At 67.2% G+C, this 4665-nt stretch carries 5 protein-coding genes; 4 read left to right on the top strand and 1 reads right to left on the bottom strand.

Going from position 1 to position 4665, the window contains the following annotated elements; genetic code table 11:
- Positions 1-181: 181 nt before the first annotated feature.
- Positions 182-1168, top strand: coding sequence for a serine/threonine protein kinase (locus ACOMD9_RS20940; RefSeq protein WP_421417950.1), 987 nt, complete (start codon positions 182-184; stop codon positions 1166-1168).
- 68 nt (positions 1169-1236) lie between these two features.
- Here the strand turns inward: ACOMD9_RS20940 and ACOMD9_RS20935 are convergent, their stop codons facing one another.
- The gene (locus tag ACOMD9_RS20935; RefSeq protein ID WP_421417948.1) at positions 1237-1779 is read right to left on the bottom strand and encodes a TraB/TrbI/VirB10 family type IV secretion system protein; all 543 of its coding nucleotides are present in this window, start codon (positions 1777-1779) and stop codon (positions 1237-1239) included.
- A 319-nt stretch (positions 1780-2098) separates the two neighbouring features.
- Between ACOMD9_RS20935 and folE the strand changes: the two genes are divergently transcribed.
- The 3 genes from folE (at position 2099) to ACOMD9_RS20920 (ending at position 4664) form a co-directional block, all read left to right on the top strand.
- Positions 2099-2656 (top strand): GTP cyclohydrolase I FolE, encoded by a 558-nt coding sequence (folE, locus tag ACOMD9_RS20930; protein ID WP_421417947.1) that lies wholly within the window; start codon positions 2099-2101, stop codon positions 2654-2656.
- Positions 2657-2681: 25 nt separating this feature from the next.
- The gene (folX, locus tag ACOMD9_RS20925) at positions 2682-3092 is read left to right on the top strand and encodes a dihydroneopterin triphosphate 2'-epimerase (RefSeq protein WP_421417946.1); all 411 of its coding nucleotides are present in this window, start codon (positions 2682-2684) and stop codon (positions 3090-3092) included.
- 114 nt (positions 3093-3206) lie between these two features.
- Positions 3207-4664 carry an NAD-dependent succinate-semialdehyde dehydrogenase gene (locus ACOMD9_RS20920; RefSeq protein ID WP_421417945.1) on the top strand — a complete coding sequence of 486 codons (1458 nt, stop codon included), beginning with the start codon at positions 3207-3209 and terminating at the stop codon, positions 4662-4664.
- Position 4665 lies beyond the last annotated feature (1 nt).

Genomic DNA, 4665 nt, shown 5'->3' with positions numbered 1-4665 from the left:
ACCACCGGGGCGACCCTGGATGCGCTGGCAGCGGCCTGCCGCCGAGCCGGTGCCGAGGAGGTGCAGGCCTGGGCGGTGGCCCGGACGCCGTCGGGGAGGCACTGAGGCGCCCGGGCGCCCCTTGCGACACAAGCGGGCGCTTCCCTGATAGCATGAGATTCTTGATGTTCCGGGAGCTCTCATGGAAACCACCCCACACCCCTTCGCTCGCCTGGCGCCCGCCCGTATCGTGGCGGCGGTGGAGTCGCTCGGCCTGTGGCTGCCCGGCGAGCCCTTCGCGCTCAACAGCTACGAGAACCGGGTCTACCTGGTGCATGACGAGGAGCGGCGGCGCTGGGTGGTGAAGTTCTACCGCCCCGATCGCTGGACCGACGCCCAGATCCAGGAGGAGCACGACTTCCTGGCCGAGCTGGAGAGCGCGGGTGTGGCGGTGGCGGCGCCCTGGCGCAACGAGTCGGGGGATAGCCTGCACCGGGCCGAAGGCTTTCGCTTCGCCCTCTACCCCCAGTTGCCCGGCCAGGCCCCGGAACTGGAGAGCCCCGCCCACCTGTTCGTGCTGGGGGAGCTGATCGGGGCCGTCCACGCGGTGGGCCGGCGCTCGGCCTTCGTCCACCGCCTGGCCATGGACCTGGACGGCATGGTGGTCGAGGCCCGCGAGCGAGTGCTGGGAAGCGCCTGGCTGGATCGCACTCAGCGCCGCGCCTACGAGCGGATCACTGCGGCCCTTCACCGGGAGCTGGCACGCCATGCCTGGTCACCCGAGCAGGCGATCCGCGTGCATGGCGACTGCCATATCGGCAACATCCTGGGACGCGACGAGCACTTCGCCCTGGTCGACTTCGATGACTGCCTGATGGCGCCGGCGGTGCAGGACCTGTGGATGCTGTTCACCGCCGAGCACGACGAGGAGCGACAGATGCAGCTCTCCGAGGTGATCGAGGGCTACGAGCAGCACCTGGACTTCGATCGTCGCGAGCTGGCGCTGGTGGAGCCGCTGCGCACCCTGCGGCTGCTGCGCCACAGTGCCTGGCTGGTGGCGCGCTGGGAGGATCCGGCCTTCCCCGCTGCCTTCCCCTGGCTGGCCGATGCCGGCTACTGGGATGGCCATATCCGCATGCTGGAGCAGCAGCGGCAGGCGCTGGAGCAGGGGCCGCGCTGGCTGGCCTGACCGGCGCATCGTGCGGAACGACAACGCACCCCGGCGGGGTGCGTTGCGCAGTGACGCCGAGGCCGGCCTCAGTCGGGGTCGGGGCGCTCGGCGGGGATCGGGTTGGCCACGCCGGCGCCCTCGGCCTGCCGGCGCTGCTCGTTGATCCGTGCCGAGGGGTTGTCCTGCTCCTGGATGGCGAGCGGTTCATCCAGCCACAGCATGAAGCCGTCGTCGGGGGTCAGTTCGCAACGGCCCGCCTCGCAGGCGGCCACGCCGTAGCTGCCGTCATCCGCGTAGGCGGCGGCGGAGATCTCGCCGCTGTAGATATCGCTGTCGCTGCCGTCGGTCTCGATGCAGGTCAGGGCCTTGGCGGTGAGGAGGATGCGCTCGCCGTCCATGCGGGCATCGCCGATCACCACGCAGTATTCGGGCAGCTGGTGCGTGCCGTTGCCGTTGGCCACCGGACGCATCACGATGTCGCTGTGGCGAGGCTCGTCCTGGCTCAGCTGCAGGGCGTCGATGACCTGGAACTCGACCCGGGCGTCGGCAGGAAGCTCCAGGGTGGCGCCCAGCGCCATGGAGGGAATCAGCAGGGCTGCGGCCAGCAGCATGGTGGGGGTCTTGATCATGTCGGCTCTCGAGGATGACAGGGGCACAGCATGAAGAGGCTGTCATCCTACCACAGCGGCGCGTTTGGAGCAGCCGCGGGCCGGTTCCCGCCGGCGCGACAAACTGTCACTCCGCCGGGGCGCCGGGGCCTGCGCATGGGGGGCACCTTGCGCTAGAATGCAGGGTTCGTGGATGCCGTTATTGTACATATCGCTGTGTTTGTATATCTTTTGTATATTGATCCGTGCCTGCCGTGGCGGTGCCGACTGCCGCTGGGCCTGTGACCCTCACCACTGAACGCGTGCATCACGACAAACGACAATGCCACGGGGCCCGACGATGACCGAAGAACTCGCCAACCACTATCGCCAGATCATCCTCGAACTGGGGGAGGATCCCGAGCGTGAGGGGCTGCGCGACACCCCCAAGCGCGCCGCCAAGGCCATGCAGTTCCTCAATCATGGTTACAATCAGTCGCTCGAGGAGATCGTCAACGGTGCGGTCTTCGAGTCGGAGACCGACGAGATGGTGCTGGTCAAGGACATCGAGCTCTACTCCATGTGCGAGCACCACCTGCTGCCCTTCATCGGCAAGTGCCATATCGCCTACCTGCCGGAGGGGCGTGTCCTGGGCCTGTCGAAGTTCGCTCGCATCGTGGACATGTACGCCCGCCGCATGCAGATCCAGGAGAACCTGACCCGCCAGATCGCCGAGGCGGTGCAGCGGGTTACCAGTGCCCGCGGGGTGGCGGTGGTGATCGAGGCCCGCCACCTGTGCATGATGATGCGCGGCGTGGAGAAGCAGAACTCGAGCATGACCTCCTCGGTGATGCTGGGTGCCTTCCGCGACAACCAGCCGACGCGCCAGGAGTTCCTGACCCTGGTCAATGGTCGCTGAGGCCAGTCACGCAAGGAGTTCTGCCATGCCGATCCACGCCCTGGATGACCAGCATTTCGACCATGACCTGGCGACCATTCGCATCAAGAACCTGCGACTGCGCACCCATATCGGCATCAAGGAGGACGAGATACGCAATCGCCAGGACGTGGTGATCAATGCGGTGATCCGTTATCGCGCCGACAAGGCGGTGGCGTTCAATCACATCGAGCAGGCGCTGAACTACCGCACCATCACCAAGCAGGTGATCGCCCATGTGGAGGAGAATCGCTTCCTGCTGCTGGAGCGGATGACCCGCGAGGTACTCGACCTGATCATGGCCCACGAGCAGGTGCTCACCGCCCAGGTCGAGATCGACAAGCCCCACGCCCTGCGCTTCGCCGACTCCGTCTCCATCACGCTCTCCGAGTCCCGCGAGCCACGCGCGCCGCGCTGAGCGCCGCAAGCGTCATGTGCAGATGATTGGCCCCGGTGCTTGGTGCACCGGGGCCTTTCCGCTTAGCATGTGGGGAAAGCCGACAATGCGCCGCACGCGCGGCAGGAGACGAACATGGAAGCCCTCAAGGAAACGCATCTCTACTGTCCCTTCGCCTATATCGACGGCAGCTGGGTCGCCGCCGACAGTGGCGAGCAGATCGATGTGCTCAACCCCGCCACCGGCGAGAGCATGGGCAACGTGCCGCGGCTGGGGCGGGTCGAGACCGAGCGCGCCATCGCTGCCGCCGATGCCGCCCTGCCGGCCTGGAAGGCGCTCACCGCCCAGGAGCGCGCCGATACCCTGATGAAGTGGCATGACCTGATGCTCGAGCACCAGGACGACCTGGCCATGATCATGACCCATGAGCAGGGCAAGCCGCTGAAGGAAGCCGCCGGCGAGATTGCCTATGCGGCGAGCTTCCTGCGCTGGTTCGCCGAGGAGGCACGGCGGGTCTACGGTGAGACCATTCCCCCTGCCAAGGCCAACCAGCGCATCGTGGTGACCAAGCAACCGGTGGGAGTGGTGGGGGCGATCACGCCCTGGAACTTCCCGGCGGCGATGATCACCCGCAAGGCGGGGGCGGCGCTGGCAGCGGGTTGTACCATCGTGGTCAAGCCGGCCAGCCAGACCCCGTTCTCGGCCACGGCACTGGCCCTGCTGGCCGAGCGTGCCGGGGTGCCGCGCGGCGTCTTCAACGTGGTGCCGGGGCGTGCCGCCGAGATCGCCGCCGCCCTGACCGAGTCGCCGCTGGTGCGCAAGATCACCTTCACCGGTTCCACCGAGGTGGGGCGTCAGCTGATGGCCCAGGCCTCGCAGCATATCCAGAAGATCTCCCTGGAGCTCGGCGGCAATGCCCCCTTCATCGTCTTCGAGGATGCCGACCTCGACGCCGCGGTGGAGGGGGCCATGGCGGCCAAGTTCCGCAATGCCGGCCAGACCTGTGTCTGCACCAACCGCTTCCTGGTGCAATCCAGCGTGGTCAACGCCTTCTGCGAGAAGCTGGCCGTGGCCATGAACAGCGAACTCAAGGTGGGCAAGGGGACCGAGGCCGGCATCAATATCGGCCCACTGATCGACGACAACGCCGTGGCCAAGGTCAGCGAGCATGTGCACGATGCCGTCGACCACGGCGCCGAACTGCTGCTGGGTGGCCACCCGCATCCGCTGGGCGGCAACTTCTTCACCCCGACCCTGATCAGCTTCGCCACCGACCGCATGAAGGTCGCCCACGAGGAGACCTTCGGTCCCCTGGCCGCGGTGTTCCCCTTCGAGGACGAGGAGGATGCCGTCAACATGGCCAACGACACCGAGTACGGCCTGGCGGCCTACTTCTATTCCCGTGACCTGGGCCGCGTGTGGCGCGTGGCCGATGCCCTGGAGTACGGCATGGTGGGCATCAACACCGGGCTGATCTCCAACGCCGCCGCGCCCTTCGGTGGGGTCAAGGCCTCCGGCCTGGGCCGGGAAGGCGGGCACCAGGGGCTGGAGGAGTTCCTCGAGACGAAATATCTGTGCATCGATCTGGGCTGAG

This window comes from Halomonas terrestris (assembly GCF_049166755.1).
In the GTDB taxonomy this organism is placed as follows: Bacteria; Pseudomonadota; Gammaproteobacteria; order Pseudomonadales; family Halomonadaceae; genus Halomonas.
Note: the sequence above shows the minus strand (reverse complement) of the source record. Positions and strands in the feature narration are given on the sequence as shown.